15 protein-coding genes are annotated in these 15,233 nt (G+C 34.9%); all 15 read left to right on the plus strand.

The genetic code is table 11. The features are described from left to right. Positions 1-353: 353 nt before the first annotated feature. Positions 354-557, plus strand: a complete 204-nt coding sequence (locus QM911_RS07195) for a hypothetical protein (RefSeq protein ID WP_414313549.1) — start codon at positions 354-356, stop codon at positions 555-557. Between the two features lie 17 nt (positions 558-574). After that, positions 575-883: a cylX protein gene (locus QM911_RS07200; protein ID WP_414313550.1), complete on the plus strand. Its 309-nt coding sequence runs from the start codon at positions 575-577 to the stop codon at positions 881-883. Then, the gene (locus tag QM911_RS07205) at positions 880-1,728 is read left to right on the plus strand and encodes a CylD (RefSeq protein ID WP_414313551.1); all 849 of its coding nucleotides are present in this window, start codon (positions 880-882) and stop codon (positions 1,726-1,728) included. The genes QM911_RS07200 and QM911_RS07205 overlap by 4 nt, the downstream gene beginning before the upstream one ends. Next, positions 1,725-2,447, plus strand: coding sequence for a 3-oxoacyl-ACP reductase FabG (gene fabG / locus QM911_RS07210; RefSeq protein WP_414313552.1), 723 nt, complete (start codon positions 1,725-1,727; stop codon positions 2,445-2,447). The genes QM911_RS07205 and fabG overlap by 4 nt, the downstream gene beginning before the upstream one ends. Next, a complete protein-coding gene (locus QM911_RS07215) occupies positions 2,440-2,742 on the plus strand; it encodes a phosphopantetheine-binding protein (RefSeq protein ID WP_414313553.1) in 303 nt (100 codons plus the stop codon). The genes fabG and QM911_RS07215 overlap by 8 nt, the downstream gene beginning before the upstream one ends. Beyond that, on the plus strand, positions 2,732-3,205 hold the full coding sequence (gene fabZ / locus QM911_RS07220) for a 3-hydroxyacyl-ACP dehydratase FabZ (protein ID WP_414313554.1): 474 nt from the start codon (positions 2,732-2,734) through the stop codon (positions 3,203-3,205). Before QM911_RS07215 ends, fabZ begins: the two co-directional genes overlap by 11 nt. After that, positions 3,195-4,124, plus strand: a complete 930-nt coding sequence (locus QM911_RS07225; RefSeq protein WP_414313555.1) for an ABC transporter ATP-binding protein — start codon at positions 3,195-3,197, stop codon at positions 4,122-4,124. Before fabZ ends, QM911_RS07225 begins: the two co-directional genes overlap by 11 nt. Then, positions 4,117-4,995 carry an ABC transporter permease gene (locus QM911_RS07230; RefSeq protein ID WP_414313556.1) on the plus strand — a complete coding sequence of 293 codons (879 nt, stop codon included), beginning with the start codon at positions 4,117-4,119 and terminating at the stop codon, positions 4,993-4,995. The genes QM911_RS07225 and QM911_RS07230 overlap by 8 nt, the downstream gene beginning before the upstream one ends. Continuing rightward, the gene (locus QM911_RS07235) at positions 4,992-7,001 is read left to right on the plus strand and encodes a cylE protein (protein WP_414313557.1); all 2,010 of its coding nucleotides are present in this window, start codon (positions 4,992-4,994) and stop codon (positions 6,999-7,001) included. The genes QM911_RS07230 and QM911_RS07235 overlap by 4 nt, the downstream gene beginning before the upstream one ends. Next, complete coding sequence (locus QM911_RS07240; protein ID WP_414313558.1) at positions 6,985-7,938, plus strand: aminomethyl transferase family protein; 954 nt, start codon at positions 6,985-6,987, stop codon at positions 7,936-7,938. Before QM911_RS07235 ends, QM911_RS07240 begins: the two co-directional genes overlap by 17 nt. Further along, entirely contained in the window at positions 7,935-10,127 is a 2,193-nt protein-coding gene (locus tag QM911_RS07245; protein WP_414313559.1) for a beta-ketoacyl synthase N-terminal-like domain-containing protein, read from the plus strand. The genes QM911_RS07240 and QM911_RS07245 overlap by 4 nt, the downstream gene beginning before the upstream one ends. An 8-nt stretch (positions 10,128-10,135) precedes the next feature. Further along, positions 10,136-11,341, plus strand: coding sequence for a glycosyltransferase (locus QM911_RS07250; protein WP_414313560.1), 1,206 nt, complete (start codon positions 10,136-10,138; stop codon positions 11,339-11,341). Continuing rightward, a complete protein-coding gene (locus QM911_RS07255) occupies positions 11,319-11,906 on the plus strand; it encodes a CylK protein (protein WP_414313561.1) in 588 nt (195 codons plus the stop codon). Before QM911_RS07250 ends, QM911_RS07255 begins: the two co-directional genes overlap by 23 nt. Positions 11,907-12,165: 259 nt before the next feature. Further along, positions 12,166-13,974 (plus strand): glutamine--fructose-6-phosphate transaminase (isomerizing), encoded by a 1,809-nt coding sequence (gene glmS / locus QM911_RS07260; protein WP_414313562.1) that lies wholly within the window; start codon positions 12,166-12,168, stop codon positions 13,972-13,974. A 112-nt stretch (positions 13,975-14,086) separates the two neighbouring features. Further along, positions 14,087-15,139: an LLM class flavin-dependent oxidoreductase gene (locus QM911_RS07265; protein ID WP_414313563.1), complete on the plus strand. Its 1,053-nt coding sequence runs from the start codon at positions 14,087-14,089 to the stop codon at positions 15,137-15,139. The last annotated feature ends 94 nt before the right edge of the window (positions 15,140-15,233 follow it).

The following is a 15,233-nucleotide window of genomic DNA, read 5'->3' on the forward strand; positions in this document are numbered from 1 at the left end:
TTGGAAATAGATTTTTAGACATGAATGTCCTCACGCTAAAGTCTAGTAATTAGATATACTGTTAACACAGTAGAAGAAAGGAAGAAACAATGTTTTATTTTCTAAGTTTATTCACATTTTGGAAATAGATTTTTAGACATGAATGTCCTCACGCTAAAGTCTAGTAATTAGATATACTGTTAACACAGTAGAAGAAAGGAAGAAACAATGTTTTATTTTCTAAGTTTATTCACATTTTGGAAATAATAATTTGGACATGAGTCCTTAAATTAATGTATAGAAACTACATAAACTAATAGTACAAAGAAAGGAAGAAGCAATGTTAAAAACAAGTTTTTTAGGTGGTGGATAAGGTGATTGAAAGTAGTATTGAAAAAAAATCAGAGCGAGTCTCTTATCTCACTTTAAAAAATCCAACCGAGCAGGATCGATTGGTATCTGTATGGGTGGATGGGGGATTAATAACATTAACAATGATTAGTAGTAAAAGTGAAAAGCAGATTTTATTGGGAACGATTCATGAAAATGCACAAATAGTGATAAAAGAACAACAATAAAATGTTGAGGCATGTATATGGTACAATCAAATATTTTATGCAAAAACGAGAAGCTTTCTGATGAACAGTATGGTTTGTACGATACACGAATTAAAAATCGAAATTTATTGTCAACATATTTAGTTGGAAGAATAGAGTATTCCGATGAACTTGTTGAAGGAGGAATCTACCATAAAGGTGATATCTTGTTGAAGATTTTATTTTTAGGGATCTCGTATGAATATAGTTGCTTTGGAGATGTGAGAGTTGTAAAAACCTATTGCAAAAATGGAAGCATTGTCGATTACAATAAACCGATATTATTGATGGAAAGGATGGAGATATGACTTCAGTAGTTATATATGGTGGGCAAGGAAATGTCCAGTTGAAGCATCTATATCAGATGATAAAAACAGAAAAAGGTCAAAAAATCTTATTGAGCTTGAAAAAAAATGATGAAGAATCCTATATGTTGATGCAGGGAATTTTAAGTAAAACAGTAGAACTAAATGATGTTCATGCATCGATGCTTGCGAACTTTCTTTATAATGAATGGTCAACAAATCATGAAGAATTAGTACCAGGTACTGTATTTTCTGCTCATAGTGCAGGTATTTTTAATGTATTATTAGCTAGTAGAAGTGCAAGCTTCCCAGATATTGTGTATTTTATCAAGAAACGGGCTCAACTGATTAAAGATTTACAATATAAAGAAGAACTTTGGTTATTAATGACAGAAAATTTAGATTATTTTTACCAAAAAGTACTAGATCAGTGTTATAAAAAAGTAAAATTGGCTATTATAACTGATGAGAACTCAGGTGTGATTGCAATGAATGAGGAAGATAGTGATCTTTTGGAGAGTATTGCTACTTCGGAAAAACAATTATATAAACTGAGAAAATTAGGTGTAAAAGCACCATATCATACGGAATTTTTAAATCCATTTACTGATCAATATGCAAAGTTAGTAGAGGAATTAAATATCGTACAAAATGATTCTTATGAATATATTTTTCATTGTGAAAATCTGAATGAAGAACTTTTGTATCAATGGAATAATACTTTTAATTGGAAAAAAATTATGGAGAAAATTTTAGGGGAAAGCAAGGAAGTTAAAGACGTTTCACCAAATAAATTTATTACGAAACAGATGCAAAAATTGAGAAAAAGAGAGAAGGGATTTGGATGAAAGTTGCAATTGTCACTGGAGGGACTCGTGGTATTGGAAAGTCAATAACTGAGGAACTATATAATGAGGGATATCAAGTAATAGCTGTATATAATAGCAATGATGCGAAAGCGCTTGAATTAACTCAACAGTTACCCGGTTTAGATGTCTGTAAGTGTGATATTTCAGATTCTAAAGCTGTTCAACGAATGGTGAGCAAAATATACCGTACCTATGGTCGTATTGATTGTTTAGTAAATAACGCCGGTATTATTAGGGATGGGTATTTCTTAATGATGTCAGAAGAAAAATGGATGGATGTCGTCAATATTAATCTAATGGGATTAGTTAATATGAGTAAAGCTGTTCTTAAAATTATGAAGGCTAAGCGGATACAAGGTAAGGTTATTAATATATCTTCAACTAGCGGTGTAGCTGGCCAGGTGGGACAGGCTAATTATTCAGCGACAAAAGGAGCAATTGTTTCTGTTACGAAAACTCTGGCAAAAGAGTTTGCTCAAGATAGAATAAATATTAATTGCGTGAGCCCAGGATTTATTGAAACAGATATGACAAGTGAACTACAAAATAAAGAGGAAATTAAAGAACATATTATCCCATTGAAAAGATTTGGTCGACCAGAAGAGGTTGCATGGGTAGTGGCATTTTTAGCCAGCGAAAAAGCAGATTATATCACAGGAAAAAATTTTGTAATTGATGGAGGAATGATTAATGATTAATTGGAATGAAGAACGCAAAGTAATTAAAACACGCCAGGAAGTTGTAGATGAGATTAAAGAAATCTTAATAGATTCTTTGATGTTGGATATTGATAAAGAACTTATTATGAACGATCAGCCTTTGTTTGGTAGAGGATTAGAACTAGATTCTATTGATGCTTTGGAACTATCTATTGGTATTTCAACAACTTTTGGGGTGGAATTGAATGATGATGATATGGCTGTTTTATCATCTATTAACAAACTTGCAGATTTTGTGATCGAAAATAGTGAGGATATTATTTGTGAAAATTAATAGCGAAGAAATTATTCGAATGTTGCCTCATCGCTATCCGTTTTTATTAGTGGACAGAGTTCAAAAGTATAAAAAGGGTATTATTGAGTGCCGTAAAAATATTACTATCAATGAACCATATTTTCAAGGTCACTTCCCTGGTCGTCCAATTGTTCCAGGAGTATTAATGATTGAAATGGCGGCGCAGTCATCTGCTTTGCTATATATTTTAGACTCACTTGGAAATGATGGAGTTGTTATGAAAGATTTGTCAGGAGAAGATATTGCGGAAAAAGTAGGATACTTAGCAAGTGTAAAGAATTTTAAATTTAAAAAAATAGTGACTCCAGGAGATCAGCTCAATATCATTTGTAAATCTCAATCAAAATTAGGGCAACTTTTAGAGATTCATGTTGTTATTCAGGATGAAAATAAAAAAGAGGTCGCTTCAGGAAGGATGTTAGTATCAGAAAATGGAAATTAGATTAAAAAATATTAAGAAAAACTATGGCTCTTTTGAAGCTTTAAAGGGAATTGATTTAATTTTAGAAGAAGGTAAGTTCTATGGTCTTCTTGGGCCAAATGGTGCTGGAAAAACAACTCTCTTTAATCTCCTAATTCAAAATTTTAAACAGAGCTCAGGAGATATTAGCTGGGAAATTAATGGACGTCCTCTATCCGTGAAAGACTTTTATCGCCATATCGGAATCGTTTTTCAAAGCAATCGTTTGGATGACAATTTAACGGTAGAAGAAAACTTGGTATCTAGAGGTGCCTTGTATGGTTTATCAGAGGCTAAGGTCATGGAGAGGATTAGGGAATTACAAAACTATCTAGATGTTGCATCTATTAAAAACAAGAGATACGGGAGTTTATCGGGTGGTCAGAAACGCAAAGTAGATATCGCTCGTGCTTTACTGCCTAAACCATCACTTTTACTGCTGGACGAGCCGACTACTGGTTTAGATCCACAATCTCGACATGATTTATGGGATGCCATTAATCGGTTGAATAAGAAAGATAATATGACGGTAGTTCTAATTACTCATTACCTTGAAGAAATGGCCGGATGTGATATTCTTTATGTTTTGATTTCTGGTAATCTTTATTATTCGGGAGATATTGCCACTTTTATCGAAAAGCATTCGACAACTAACTTAAATTTGCTCTTAAAAGAAGGACAGTCTGTAAAATCACTGTCAGTATCACAATTTGTGAACAAATGTCAAGTTTTGTCAGAAAGAGAAATTGTTTTTAAAAATGTTTCTGTTGAAGAAATGATGGAAATTATTTCTGAAAACCAAGATAAGTCTATTATTGAAGCATTTAATGTTGAATATTCAAACTTGGAGGCGGCTTATTTGAATTTATTAAAAGAAACGGGAGGAGAAATGAATGTTTGAGCTAATTTCTAGAAATAGGAAAGTATATACACGAGATCGTCTAGCATTTTTTATGTCATTCTTATCAGTTATTATCTTAATTTTAGTTTATCAAGTCTTTCTAGGACAAATCCAGATTGATGCAGTTAAAGAGGCGTTAGGTAGCGATACTGCTTCGAGTGATACTATTAAGATGGTAAACTATTGGTTGATATCAGGTTTGACGACTATTATTTCTATGACCAGTACTTTAGGAGCATTTGGAGTAATGGTTTCAGATAAAGAGAAGAAACTAAGTGAAGATTTCAAGGTTAGTCCCATTTCTAATTTCAAAGTTGAACTATCATATGCTATTTTTGCAATACTGTTTGGGATTATTCTTACCATGTTCTCTTGTGTTTTTGCGATTGGGATTTTCAATGGTTTTGCTTCCTTGCTGGATTATTCAGCTAAAGACTATCTAACGATTTTTGGAATTATTAGTTTATCAACAGTATTGTCAGCTTCTATTATTCTTCCTATCTTAACTTTTATTCAAACAAGTTCAGCGTTTACCACTTTAAGTACAATAGTTGGAACCTTTATCGGATTTATTTCAGGAGTTTATCTTTCTATCGGATCGGTTGGAGAAACTTTGCAACAAGTTATGACTTGGTTTCCTATGACACAAGTGAATGCACTTTTAAAACAAGTTTTGATGAAAAATTCAATCGCTCAAGTATTTAATGATGCCCCAAGTTCGGTGATAAATGAATACAAGGAATCTTATGGAGTAATATTGCAAAATGCAAGCGGGAATCATCTCTCTAATCAATTTATGTTAGTTTATATTTCAATTATTATTGTTGCACTATTCACGCTCCGCTTTTTTATTAAAAAGGTTAAGAAATGAATAAAGATAGTAAATTGAAGATTTCGGAAGCTACTTTAAAAGACTATGAAGAAATAGTTGAACTGTATAATAAAAATCAGGTTTATCAATTTTCAAATGGGGTTCCATTATCAGTACGTGATTTAGATTTGACTATGAAAATCAAGGAAGTTTCAAATTTATTTTTGTTAAAGGATCATGATAAATTGATAGGGACGTCAGCCTTCTTCAAATTTATAACACATGAGTGTCTGGACAAAGATAGTAGTTTTAGTGGATACCTTCTAATTGATTCAAAAAATCGTAGTGGACAAGCAATATCTTTTCTCTACAAAAATATTTTAGAGAGGATAACTCAGCTAGGGTTTTCAAATCTTTATACAGAAATCAGTAAATATAATAAGCCATCATTATCTTTATCAAAGTTAAATGGATTCAAAGAATATCATGAAACTTATGAAGATTTTTTACATCATCGTTCCTTGCGTAGTAATTTACCTAAGCTAATGAGGACGTTTCGAATCTCAAAATATCATGGGAAAGAGTATGATCTGTCTACATTCAAGATTCTAGATGAAGTGGAAAATTTTTCTCAGAAAGAAACTGAAATTAAAACAATTATTTCTGAAGAAGAGATAGTATTTAGGGTGCAAGATACTGCTACTTTACCATATTACTTGAAAATGGATTTATTTAAACTTGAAATTATGAGTATAGATGATCAGTATATCTTACGGGTAGATTTTCTGTCAGATAGAGTGAGAGAGGTTCGAGTTAAATTTGTAAAATATGGTTTTGTAATTTTAACTAGAGAGAAATCTAGTGTTAAAATTAGAAAACGAAGCAATAAATGTTCTATTCAAGCTAGTATAGTTACTGAGGACGGTAATATTGACGTTCAACTAGAAAGGTTAAAAAATCAGAGTTCACACAAGAATATCATTCTAAAAAATACTTTTCAAGGATATGATTTATCAGTCACACCTGATGGCAATCTTATTTTTAGTAGAGAAGGTAGAATTATTTTTGAAGACAGTTTTCTACTATTTAGTCGTCCGCCAGAAGCTCGTATAAGGGTGAAAGAAGGAGTGGATAATATTAAGATTCAGTTAAAGCATCAAGGGCTTTCTATCACTAAAAATATTGAATTTATTGATAACGAAAGGGTATTTTGTTCTTATCTGTTTAATACTAAGGCTAGGAAGTTTTTCCCAGAACTACTGAAGCAAGGCTTCAAAATACATTGCCAAGAGTACTTGATTGAGAACGCAGGAGTTTATCAAGCTTATACACCGGGGAGTAATCCAATAGAGCATGATGATTTTATTAGAGCGGATGATTTTGAAGAAAAGACATTTAGCTACTATATTCCAGATGAGGAGAAGGAAATTCGTTATACTCCATTTGGAAAAGGTAGTAATCAAATGCAATTTAGGCCTCTTTCTGTTATAGAGAGCACTGATTTAACTGATTTAGTTTATCATTTCACCATATCTCGAGTTTCCCGAATAGAAAGTGGGATTAATTCAGAAGAGTACGGTCCTCCTCTAAATTATCAAAAAACAACAAGCGAATTGCTAAATTGTGTTCTCCATGCAGGCATAGAAGAAGAGCGTAATTATGGGGGGAAAAGGGTAATAGCTAATAGGGAAATATATCCTGCAACAAATTTAGTCTTATCCCATAATCAAATTACTTTACCAAAAGATAATGTTCCATTAGGTAGTGACTTGTATTCGATTTCGTTTGATTACAAGATTAGAGGAGGGATTGAACAGGTTAGTTGTGGTAGGCGTTTTGCCTATGAAAATAAATCACATATTTTAGAAAATATAGAAAGGTTGCTGGTGTATGATAGACACCAAGATAGATACTTAGAGTTTTTTGCAAAGAAAGGAATATTTTATTCCTACAGAGAAAATAACAATTTAAAAGTAAGATGTATATTTACAACAAGATCATCTTATCCTACTAATATAAGTATCACAGAATATAAAAGGAGTGAAGAAAATGAATACAATTTATGATACATTAAGAACAGACAAAGCATATAAAATTTATGATGGTTTCCTTTATGAAATTGCTGGTGAGGAATATGAAGAAGTTTTAGATACTTTCTTACCTAAAAATATCGTATTTGTAGACACAGATACCTGTGGTTATACTTTTTTACTGAATGAGGATGGAACAGTATATGACGAAGTGACTTACTATAAGTTTGATGATAAATATTGGCTTGCCAGTCATAAAGAACTAGAAAGTTACTTTGATAATTCTAATTTTGATTACACGCTCACCGAAATTTCTGCAGATTACAAGATGCTTCAAGTAGAAGGAAAAAAATCCGGTGAAATTGCTCAAAAATTCTATGAGTATGATATCTCTACATTGAATTTTCGATCAGGAGTAGAAATGACCTTTGAAAATCAGAGTGGATATTTAGTTCGATTTGGTTTTTCAGGAGAGTTTGGTTATCAATTTTTCTTGCCAACAGAAGTATTTGATGAATTTGTTGAAAAAGTTTGTAAGGGTATTCCTAAGTATGGAAAAGAGTTAGATGCTTATCTACGATTTGAGGTGGGGCAGCCGATTCAAGCCATTTATCAGCAAGAAAATTATTCGTTATATGAATTAGGTTATTCTTGGAATTTAGATTTTACCAAAGAAGAATTTAAAGGGCGTGAAAATTTATTAGAAAGTATTAATGCCACAAATTTTAAGAGCATTGGTTTTAAAACAGATAAATCAGTAGCGGCAGGAACACAGGTAATTTTCGATAACGAGATTGTAGGTAAAGTTTGTTGGTCTGCGGATCAGTGTAATTCATTAAATAATTATCTTGGATTAATGATTATCGACAAAGAATATGCTCACGCAGGAGTTACATTTGTTACGGAAAATGGGGAGCTATTACAAACCATTTCGAGTCCGTATAAAATCCCAGAAAGTTGGACAAAAGAATGAGTGTATACATTAGTGGAGTTGGAATTGTTTCTTCTCTTGGGAAAAACTATGAGGAACACAAGGAAAACCTATTTGAATTAAAAGAAGGGATTTCCAGAAATTCTTATGAAAATCATGGATTTGTTTTAGAATCTTATACAGGAAAAGTGCAATACGATCCGAAAGTTCCGAAACAATACCAAGACGAAACTAGAAATTTTAAATTTGCATTCAAGGCATTTGAAGAAGCATTAGCTTCTTCAGGTGTTAATTTAGAGAACTATAAAAATATTGCGGTTTGTTTAGGAACTTCATTAGGTGGGAAAGTTGCCGGACAAGAAGCACTCTACCGCTTTGAATCTGGGGATCTCCAAGTAGAAGCTGAACTCTTAGAAAAAACTTCTGTTCATCATATTGCTGATGAGCTGATGGCTTATCATGGAATTGTGGGTGCATCATATGTAATTTCTACAGCATGTTCTGCTAGTAATAATGCTGTCATCTTAGGGACACAATTATTACAAGATGGGGAATGTGATCTGGCAATTTGTGGGGGATGTGATGAATTAAGTGATATTTCTTTAGCAGGGTTTACATCTTTGGGAGCTATCAATGTAGAAATGCCTTGTCAACCGTATTCCTCTGGTAAAGGAATCAATCTTGGTGAAGGAGCAGGATTTGTTGTACTTGTAAAAGAAAAGGCCTTAGCTAAATACGGGAAAATTATTGGAGGTTTAATTACTTCCGACGCTTATCATATTACCGCGCCAAAGCCGACAGGTGAAGGAGCTGCGCAAATTGCCAAGCAATTGGTTGCTAAAGCTGGGATTGAATTCAAAGATATTGATTATATCAATGGACATGGAACTGGGACACAAGCTAATGATAAGATGGAGAAGAATATGTATACAAAACTTTTCCCTCAAACAACTTTAATTAGCAGTACCAAAGGTCAGACTGGTCATACTTTAGGGGCTGCAGGGATTATTGAGTTAATTAATTGTATAGCTGCTATTGAAGAACAGTACGTGCCAGCAACAAGGAACGTTATTGGAACTGACGATTTTCCTCAAAATTTTGTTTACAACAAAAAGAAGAAACACAACATTAAAAATGTCTTAAATTTCTCTTTTGCTTTTGGTGGCAATAATAGTGGAGTATTGCTAGCTTCATTGGATTCATCGTTAGAAACTTTCGCACCTGAGAAAGACTTGAAGTTAGCCATATTAGGGTCTGCAAGTTCCCTTCAAAAAGATCATAGTTCATTTGTACAATATGAGGAAGTAGCAAGTGATTTTAATGATTTTAAAGCTTTGCGTTTCAAGAGTGCAGTTCCTCCAAAAGCAATCAATCCAGCTCAATTTAGAAAGATGGACGATTTATCTAAATTAGTGGCTGTGACAACAGCTAAAGCCTTGGAAACGAGCCAGATTAATATGAAGAAAATCGATACATCAAAAGTAGGGATTGTTTTCACTACTCCATCAGGACCGGTGGATGTTGTAGAGGGGATTGAAAAACAGATAACTACAGAGGGTTATGCACATGTGTCAGCATCACGCTTCCCTTATACAGTTATGAATGCAGCCGCTGGAATGTTATCTATTATGTTCAAAATTAAAGGCCCATTATCTGTAATTTCCACAAACGCTGGTGCTATTGATGGTATTCAATATAGCAAAGAGATGATGAAAAATGATGGATTGGACTATGTATTGTTAGTATCTGCACATCAATGGACGGATATGAGCTTAATGTGGTGGGAGCAACTAGGTTATAACAGTACAGATTATGTGGGTGCTGATTACTGTTCAGTTCAAGTGTTATCTCGCCACAAAACAGGGGACAATCCTATTTTGCTAGGTAGTAAACAATTAAAATATAGTAATAAAACTTTACATGAAATTTCATCTATCTTTGATCGCTCTTTTAAGGAACTTATTTCAAACTTACATTTATCACCAAAAGATATTAAAGGGATTGTTTGGAATGAACGTAAGAAGATCGATAGCTTAGATTATGATTTCTTACAGAAAATTTCTGAACAATACCAGTTTCCAAATCTTGGTCAGGGTCAGTTTAATTTCTCATCAAATGGGGCTGGTGAAGAATTGGACTTTATTACGAATGCCAATCTATCACCAGGCTATTATCTGGCTCTCTCTTATTCAAAATTTGGAGGCATATCATTTGCAGTGATTGAAAAATAGGTGATGTTATGAGTAAATTTTTATTTGCGCCTTTTATGATGAATTTAGGAGAAAGTCAACGATTATCAAAACTAGCAAAGTTTCTGTTTGAACAAGGTCATGAAATTCATGTTATAGGAGAACGTTATTATTCGTTCCTATTTGATAACGATGCTTATGTAGAACATCACTGTTCGGAAGATAAAAAAATTTATAGTAAAAGTCGCTATGCTTCCTTCTTTTCGCTTTCGACGGATTTCAATTTTTTATCTGAAGAAGAAATCGAGAGTGTATGTTCAATCGAAAGAGAAATACTTCGTAAAGAAAAATTTGATGCTGTTATAACGGGATACCGTTTGAGCATAATTACTAGTTGTAGATTAGAAAAGACACCCCTAATTTGGATCATTTCAGGAGCTACACACATTAATGAAATTGTACAAAATGCAGAAGGTCTTCTTCCTAAAGGAAAAATGAAGCGAGGGAATAGTCAATTATCTGCTAAATTTGTTGAAAAGTTGATTACTTCATATTCTGATAATGTTAAGAGTTGGAATAACTACTTGAAAAAGTATCAAGGATCTCCTTTCAACAATGCTTTGGAATTGTTTTCAGGTGACTTGAATTTAGTTGCTGATTATTCTCTATTTTATGATTTTGCGGATGATTCTTGTTATAAAAGTATTGGACCTATTTTGATAGACCGAGTGGGCTTTTGTAACCATACTGAAAAAGGAAATGAAAAAATCTTGCTTAGTTTTGGAACATCATTTAAAACTTCGTGGGTAGAAGAATTTTTACAAACCTTACCAACAAACTATCAGTATGTATTAACAACTTGTGGTGAGCAACTTAAAATTCCAGGATCTCACATTGAAGTAGTAGACTTTGTTGATTTTGAAACAATAAGTCAAGATATTAAGTTTGCAATAATTCATGGGGGACAAGGAACAGTCTATGCGATGGCTTCGCAGGGGATTCCTTTTATTGGTATTCCGTTCTTCAATGAACAATTTTGGAATATCAAGAAATTTAGTGAAAAAAAATGTGCCTACTTAGTTAAAGATTCAAATAGTGTAAACATTCAAGAAGTTATGAATTATTTTGAACAGCACTATTCCATGTTCAAAGATAATATAGTACAATTAAGTCGTAATATTAAATGTGAATCAGAAGAATCATTGAAAAAAGCTGAGGTTGAAATTGAGAAATTTGTTAGAAACAGAGAACTATAATTATGTCATTGTATATAAAAACAAAAATTTCAATTTCAAAAATATCTTATCTGGTGACAGACTTGCAAGATATCATCAGGCAAGTAGGGATGAAACAAAGGTAAAGTTGTTATCTGGAAGCTACTTTGTTTACAGATGTTTAAAGCTGTTGGGCTATTCGGAGGAAATTGCTCAGAAGGCATTTTCTGAAAAAAGTTGTTATTTGATTGAGTTGCCAGAAGGTAATATCAGCTATTCAAATTCGGGTGATTATCATGTGTTGACATACTCGGTTGGTGATGTAACTGGAGTAGATATTGAAGTCTGCTTAGATAGACCTGAGAGCACTTATCGAAAATTCTTGAAAACAATCAATGAAGAGAAAGAAAACTTGAAAGATTGTTTTTATCAAAAATGGTTAGAAAAAGAAATCAAATATAAGCAATCTAAAATCAATGATATTAACTATTTCGCTTTGGAAAATTATATATGTGGTTATGCATTTAATAATAAAAATGAAGTGAAACTTATGCAATTATTGGATACAAATTTAAATAAGTTGGAATTAATGACGATCCAAAAATAAGCCAATCATCCTAACCTATCACTAAAAAAGTTGGTAGGTTTTTCTTAATCCTTTCTTAACTAGACCAATTTTTGATATTTTGAAGGTTGATAAACAGAAAAAAGCATTGTATACTGACTCCGCTGATAATTTTTCTATCGAATCAGACTAGACCAATTTTATAAATTGGCTAAGAAAATAAGGGAACTCAAGTACAGATACCTATTTTCTTTCATTTTTATAGAAGGAGAAAGCACAGCTTGTCTGTGCCGTATATACTATGTGTGGAATTGTTGGTGTTGTTGGAAATACAAATGCAACGGATATTTTGATTCAAGGGCTTGAAAAGCTCGAATACCGTGGTTATGATTCTGCGGGGATTTTTGTCCTAGGTGGTGCTGAGAACCATTTGGTGAAAGCGGTTGGTCGTATTGCGGAATTGTCTGCTAAAACGGCTGGTGTTGAGGGAACAACTGGTATCGGACATACTCGTTGGGCCACTCACGGGAAACCAACGGAGGACAATGCTCACCCACACCGCTCTGAGACAGGACGTTTTGTCTTGGTGCACAATGGTGTGATTGAAAACTATCTCGAAATCAAAGAAGAATACCTGGCAGGTCACCACTTCAAGGGACAAACAGATACAGAAATCGCTGTTCACTTGATTGGTAAATTTGCGGAAGAAGACGGCTTGTCAGTACTTGAAGCCTTCAAAAAATCCCTTCACATCATCCGTGGATCTTATGCCTTTGCCTTGATTGACTCTGAAAATCCAGATGTCATCTATGTAGCTAAGAACAAATCACCACTTTTGATTGGTCTTGGTGATGGCTACAACATGGTCTGCTCAGATGCTATGGCCATGATTCGTGAGACCAACCAATATATGGAAATCCATGACCAAGAGTTGGTAATTGTGAAAGCTGATAGCGTTGAAGTGCAAGACTACGATGGCAACAGCCGTGAGCGTGCTAGCTATACTGCTGAGCTTGACTTGTCTGATATCGGAAAGGGAACTTATCCTTACTACATGATCAAGGAAATCGATGAGCAACCAACGGTGATGCGTAAGCTGATCCAAGCCTACACAGATGAAGCTGGTCAAGTAGTCCTAGACTCAGCTATCATCAAGGCTGTTCAAGACGCAGACCGCATCTACATTCTTGCAGCTGGAACCTCTTACCATGCTGGATTTGCTTCTAAGAAGATGTTGGAAGAATTGACGGATACACCAGTTGAACTGGGCATCTCCTCTGAGTGGGGTTATGGGATGCCACTTCTCAGCCAGAAACCACTCTTCATCTTTATCAGTCAATCTGGTGAAACAGCTGACAGCCGTCAGGTTTTGGTTAAGGCCAATGAAATGGGAATCCCAAGCTTGACAGTGACAAACGTGCCAGGATCAACCCTTTCACGTGAAGCCAACCATACTATGTTGCTTCATGCAGGTCCTGAAATTGCTGTAGCTTCAACCAAAGCTTATACTGCGCAAATCGCAGCCCTTGCCTTCCTTGCAAAAGCAGTCGGTGAAGCAAATGGCAATGAAAAAACCAAGGCTTTTGACTTGGTTCATGAATTGTCTATCGTAGCTCAGTCTATCGAATCAACCCTTTCAGAGAAAGAACTGATTGAAAATAAGGTTCGTGATCTTCTTGAAACAACACGCAACGCCTTTTATATCGGACGTGGTCAAGATTACTATGTAGCCATGGAAGCCAGTCTCAAGCTCAAAGAGATTTCTTACATCCAATGTGAAGGTTTTGCGGCTGGAGAGCTCAAGCACGGAACCATTGCCTTGATTGAGGATGGAACACCTGTTTTGGCCCTCTTGTCTGACCCAATTCTTGCCAACCACACTCGCGGAAATATCCAAGAAGTGGCAGCGCGTGGAGCTAAGGTCCTTACTATCGCAGAAGAAAATGTTGCCAAAGAGACAGACGATATCGTCCTTACAACGGTCCACCCTTACCTCTCACCAATCTCAATGGTGGTACCAACCCAATTGATCGCTTACTTTGCAACTCTCCACCGTGGACTTGATGTAGACAAACCACGGAACCTTGCTAAATCCGTAACAGTAGAATAATCTGAGAAAGTCTAGTTAATCTAGACTTTTTTTTAATAAGCAAATTCGTTGTTATTATAACTAATTAGTGATAAAATTCCAAAATAACTAATAATGAAACGAGGAAATCAGTATGGTAGAATTAGGAATTTCAACATTTGGTGAAACAACAGCCTTAAATGGGACTGGACAAGTATACAGTCATGATGAACGAATCCGTCAGTTGGTGGCAGAGATAGAGTTGGCTGATAAGGTTGGTTTGGATGTGTATGGCATTGGGGAGCATCATCGGGAGGACTTTGCGGTATCAGCGCCAGAGATTGTTCTTGCAGCTGGTGCGGTGAATACCAAGAAGATTCGTTTGACCAGTGCTGTCAGCATCCTCTCGAGTATGGATCCCATCCGTTTGTTCCAACAATATGCCACCATCGATGCCCTTTCAAACGGTCGTGCGGAGATTATGGCTGGGCGTGGTTCATTCACCGAGTCTTTTCCTCTGTTTGGCTATGACTTGAAAGACTATGAAGCTCTCTTTGATGAAAAATTGGACCTGCTTCAGCTGGCAAATGAAAACACCAAGGTGAACTGGCGTGGAGAATTGACACAAAGCATTGCTGGAAAAGAAGTATATCCACGTCCAGTTCAGGAAAAATTGCCATTGTGGGTGGCGACAGGTGGTCATGTAGAGTCAACAGTGAAGATTGCTCAGGCTGGTTTACCGATTGTCTATGCGATTATCGGTGGGAATCCTCGCTATTTTAAAAAATTGATTCAGGCTTATCGTGAGATTGGAAGTGAATCTGGTCATGCTGATAAAGACTTGAAAGTGGGAGCACATTCTTGGGGATGGATAGCTGAAGATGGCGATCAGGCAGTGAAAGATTATTTCCATCCGACCAAGCAAGTGGTGGATGCTATTTCCCAAGACCGTCCACACTGGCAGGAGATGACCTATGAGCAATATTTGGAACAAGTTGGTTCAAATGGCGCTATGTTTGTGGGAAATCCAGACCAGGTAGCAGAAAAGTTGATCCGCATGATTGAAGATTTAGACTTGGATCGCTTTATGTTGCACCTACCAATTGTTTCTATGCCGCATGATCAAGTTCTCAAAGCCATTGAACTCTTTGGAACGCAAGTGGCACCAAAAATGCGTGCTTACTTTGCCATGAAAAAAGGGTTATAAAAAAATCTAATCAAATTGATAAAAAATCTATATACCCGTCTGATCTTTAAAAAACTAGAAATAAAAGAAACTCTGGAAAGCTAATAAAAACAAG

The organism is Streptococcus infantis (assembly GCF_047460825.1).
GTDB lineage: Bacteria > Bacillota > Bacilli > Lactobacillales > Streptococcaceae > Streptococcus > Streptococcus infantis_V.

What these genes read in the sequence shown, in the direction of transcription:
- QM911_RS07240 (WP_414313558.1), top strand. Translation starts at nt 6,985, where the DNA reads ATGAATACAATTTATGATACATTAAGAACAGACAAAGCATATAAAATT.
- QM911_RS07200 (WP_414313550.1), top strand. Translation starts at nt 575, where the DNA reads ATGGTACAATCAAATATTTTATGCAAAAACGAGAAGCTTTCTGATGAA.
- QM911_RS07215 (WP_414313553.1), top strand. Translation starts at nt 2,440, where the DNA reads ATGATTAATTGGAATGAAGAACGCAAAGTAATTAAAACACGCCAGGAA.
- QM911_RS07245 (WP_414313559.1), top strand. Translation starts at nt 7,935, where the DNA reads ATGAGTGTATACATTAGTGGAGTTGGAATTGTTTCTTCTCTTGGGAAA.
- QM911_RS07225 (WP_414313555.1), top strand. Translation starts at nt 3,195, where the DNA reads ATGGAAATTAGATTAAAAAATATTAAGAAAAACTATGGCTCTTTTGAA.
- QM911_RS07250 (WP_414313560.1), top strand. Translation starts at nt 10,136, where the DNA reads ATGAGTAAATTTTTATTTGCGCCTTTTATGATGAATTTAGGAGAAAGT.
- QM911_RS07265 (WP_414313563.1), top strand. Translation starts at nt 14,087, where the DNA reads ATGGTAGAATTAGGAATTTCAACATTTGGTGAAACAACAGCCTTAAAT.
- QM911_RS07205 (WP_414313551.1), top strand. Translation starts at nt 880, where the DNA reads ATGACTTCAGTAGTTATATATGGTGGGCAAGGAAATGTCCAGTTGAAG.
- glmS (WP_414313562.1), top strand. Translation starts at nt 12,166, where the DNA reads ATGTGTGGAATTGTTGGTGTTGTTGGAAATACAAATGCAACGGATATT.
- QM911_RS07230 (WP_414313556.1), top strand. Translation starts at nt 4,117, where the DNA reads ATGTTTGAGCTAATTTCTAGAAATAGGAAAGTATATACACGAGATCGT.
- fabG (WP_414313552.1), top strand. Translation starts at nt 1,725, where the DNA reads ATGAAAGTTGCAATTGTCACTGGAGGGACTCGTGGTATTGGAAAGTCA.
- QM911_RS07235 (WP_414313557.1), top strand. Translation starts at nt 4,992, where the DNA reads ATGAATAAAGATAGTAAATTGAAGATTTCGGAAGCTACTTTAAAAGAC.